This window comes from Pseudomonas sp. HMWF021 (assembly GCF_003061005.1).
Taxonomy (GTDB): domain Bacteria; phylum Pseudomonadota; class Gammaproteobacteria; order Pseudomonadales; family Pseudomonadaceae; genus Aquipseudomonas.
This window is the reverse complement of the sequence record NZ_QAIK01000161.1, coordinates 1685-4586: the sequence shown is the minus strand read 5'-3', so window position 1 is coordinate 4586 and position 2902 is coordinate 1685. Positions and strand designations below refer to the sequence as shown.

The 2902-nt window shown below is 60.4% G+C and carries 3 protein-coding genes and 1 pseudogene; 2 read left to right on the top strand and 2 right to left on the bottom strand.

Going from position 1 to position 2902, the window contains the following annotated elements; translation table 11 throughout:
* Positions 1-396 (top strand): protein kinase (locus tag DBR18_RS23030; RefSeq protein ID WP_146188786.1); only part of this gene is annotated, 396 nt, incomplete at its 5' end.
* A 6-nt stretch (positions 397-402) separates the two neighbouring features.
* Here DBR18_RS23030 and DBR18_RS23025 read toward each other — a convergent pair.
* Positions 403-852, bottom strand: a pseudogene (locus DBR18_RS23025) (YebC/PmpR family DNA-binding transcriptional regulator); the annotation flags it as partial.
* Between the two features lie 222 nt (positions 853-1074).
* Between DBR18_RS23025 and DBR18_RS23020 the strand changes: the two are divergent.
* Positions 1075-2472, top strand: coding sequence for a type VI secretion system Vgr family protein (locus DBR18_RS23020; RefSeq protein WP_108592041.1), 1398 nt, complete (start codon positions 1075-1077; stop codon positions 2470-2472).
* Positions 2473-2491: 19 nt separating this feature from the next.
* On the opposite strand, the gene DBR18_RS29770 is transcribed toward DBR18_RS23020, so the two are convergent.
* Positions 2492-2902: FAD-dependent oxidoreductase (locus DBR18_RS29770; protein ID WP_371921137.1), on the bottom strand; the 411-nt coding region annotated here is incomplete at its 5' end.

Sequence of the window (2902 nt, the reverse complement as noted above, 5' to 3'; positions counted from 1 at the left end):
GTGTATGCCGACGATTGCCGCTTCAGTGCCGAAGTGGCGCTGAAGATTGCCAAGGGCATCGCGTCGGCGGCCGAACACCTGCATCAACAGGGCATCACCCACGGCGACCTCTATGGCCACAACATTCTGTTGAACGATCAGGGCGATTGCCTGCTGGGGGATTTCGGCGCAGCGTCGTTCCATGCCACGACGGACAATCTGGAAACCCGGGCGCTGCAACGCATCGAAGTAAGGGCGTTCGGGGTGCTGCTCGGGGAATTGCTGGCGCGCATCGACTCGGGCTTGAGCGATGAGCAGCGTGAGACGTTACAGGCCTTGGAACAGCGCTGCTGTCAGCCGGATGTACGGGCGCGACCGGGGTTTGGCGAAGTGATTCGGATATTGCACACACAGTGACAAAAAGATCGCAGCCATTTCCGGATCGGCGTCCGGGGTGTCCGGCGACGCTTCGATCATGCCGACGTGATTGAAGTCCCAGGCCACCGAACCGGAAGCACCCAGTTGACCCTTGCGGAACGCCACGCGGATTTCCGCGACGGTGCGGTTGATGTTGTCGGTGACGCATTCGACGATCAACGGAACCTGATGCGGCGCAAAACCTTCGTACGTTACGCGGTGGTACTGCACGGTTTCACCCAGCAGGCCGGCACCTTTCTTGATGGCGCGGTCCAGGGTTTCCTTGGGCATCGAGGCTTTCTTGGCCTGTTCGACCACCAGACGCAGGTGTGCGTTGGTGGCGGTATCGGCACCGTTGCGGGCAGCGATGGTGATTTCTTTCACCAGTTTGCCGAAGATCTTGCCCTTGGCGTTGGCTGCCGCTTCTTTGTGTTTAACCTTCCACTGTGCGCCCATTACTCACTCTCTTGATCTGTGGCGCCGAGACATCTATTGGCACGACGCGTGGTGCGAAGTTTATACGGCCTCATGTCAGCAATCGACCAAAAAAAACCATCGCCCAATCGACATCTTCACCGCAGCTTGTAGGGCAAATCTGAAAAACGTCCTGGATGCGACCATTCGCTCGCGGGTTTTCGTACCCTTTGCCTTCCGTATTGCCAGACAGACCCCGCGCCCATGCTCAATGACAAGGAAAGTCCATTCACCCTGACCCTGGCCGAAGGCTTGCTGTGCCTGCCGGTGGTGCGTTTCAGCGGCGAGGAAGCGCTTAACCGGCCTTTCCGTTTCGAGATTGAAGCAATCGGCCTTACACCGTTGGTGCCCCCCGAGCGCCTGTTGCACCAGCCGGCGCATCTGCGCCTGGACGCGGCCAATGTCATACATGGCCTGATCGACAGTGTCAGCTGCGAACACCGCGCCAGCCATCGGATCAGCTATCGTCTGACCCTGGTGCCGCAAATAACGCGACTCGGACAAAACCTGACGCGGCGCGTTTTCGTGCACGCGAGCGTGCCGCAGATTCTTGAACAACTACTCGTCGAGCACGATCTGCCACGCGACAGTTACCGCATCGAATTAAGCACCGGTCACTACCCGCCGCGTCCCTTCTGCATTCAGTACGAGGAGAGTGACCTGGCTTTGTTGCAACGCCTGTGCGAAGAGGAAGGCATCCATTACCACTTCGAGCAACGTCCTGATGGGCATGTGGCGGTATTTTCCGATGACAGTCTGAGCCTGCCGCAGGAGCCGGTTCTGTTGACATTCGCAACCGACGAAGCCCCCGCGTCACCGGGGGTCAGCGCGATGTTTCAGCGTCATGACACGGTGCAGACAAACGTCTCGCAGAGCATCGGTGACCGCAATCGCGGGCAGCGCGTGCATACCGGCGAGGCGGCCAACCAGAGCGTAGCGCCATCAATACCGCCGGCCCCGTCATCCGCGCAACGCCACGCCGAACAACGCACCCGCCGCGACCTGCAACGACAGCGTTGCCAGATGCGTTCGGTTCACGGTCGCAGCGATTGCACCGGGTTATCCAGTGGCCATTTGCTGCAACTCAGCGGACACCCGATCAATGCATTCAATGAGCAATGGCTGATCACCGGACTGCGTCATCATGGCCAGCATCCGTCGATACTTGAACCCGCGTTCACGCAGCATCTGTATCACAACGATTTCGTCGCCCTGCCATGGTCGACTGATTTTCGCCCGCCACTGAAACAGCCACGCCCGACCATCCCAGGCTATCACCCGGCGCTGGTATTGGGTGCGCATGGTTCGCCGGCCACGCTGGATGATCAGGGGCGGATCGGCGTCAGACTATGGCCGGCGCATACGTCGGAAACAGAAGAAGGAATATGGTTGCCAATCGCCCTGACCCATTTCAATGGGCGAATCAGCAGCCACCAGTTACCGCGCGCCGGCAGCGAAGTGTGGGTGAGTTTTCTCGACAGTGATCCGGATCGGCCGATTCTCTGCCTGGACACCCGACGTCCGCCGCCACGGCGCGACACCCCGCCGTCTCACACCAGCAGCCTGCTGCTTGACTGGCTGCTCGACAGCACCGAACCCTGACCCGTACAAACTCTTCGGGTCAGGCTTTGTCAGCCTTGCCCGCCGCCGCTGCGAATTTTGCCAGGCGCACATCCAGATGCCGTGGCCGGCGGCCATGGTCCTCGGCCCGCTCCTTGCGGCGAATTGCGTTACGCACCATCAACGAGCCCAGATAGCGGATCGGCTCCGGCGGAAAATACCCCAGCGGCCCATTGACCAGTGGCGAGCGCGTCCAAGGGTTGTCGAGCCCCTGCACCAGCGAGGCGAGAATCTGCCCGCCCATGTGACACGGCCCGACGCCGCTGCCGGAATAACCAAACCCATAAAACACATTGCCACTGGCACTCATCTGCCCGAAAAACGGCAACCCGGTGACCGATCGATCCGACGGCCCGTTCCACGTCGCGTCGACTTTGACATCGGCAAACGCCGGGAAGAAGTCGCCGAGACT

Excerpts from the sequence above, each read along its gene's own strand:
- DBR18_RS23020 (WP_108592041.1), top strand. The coding sequence starts at position 1,075 with ATGCTCAATGACAAGGAAAGTCCATTCACCCTGACCCTGGCCGAAGGC.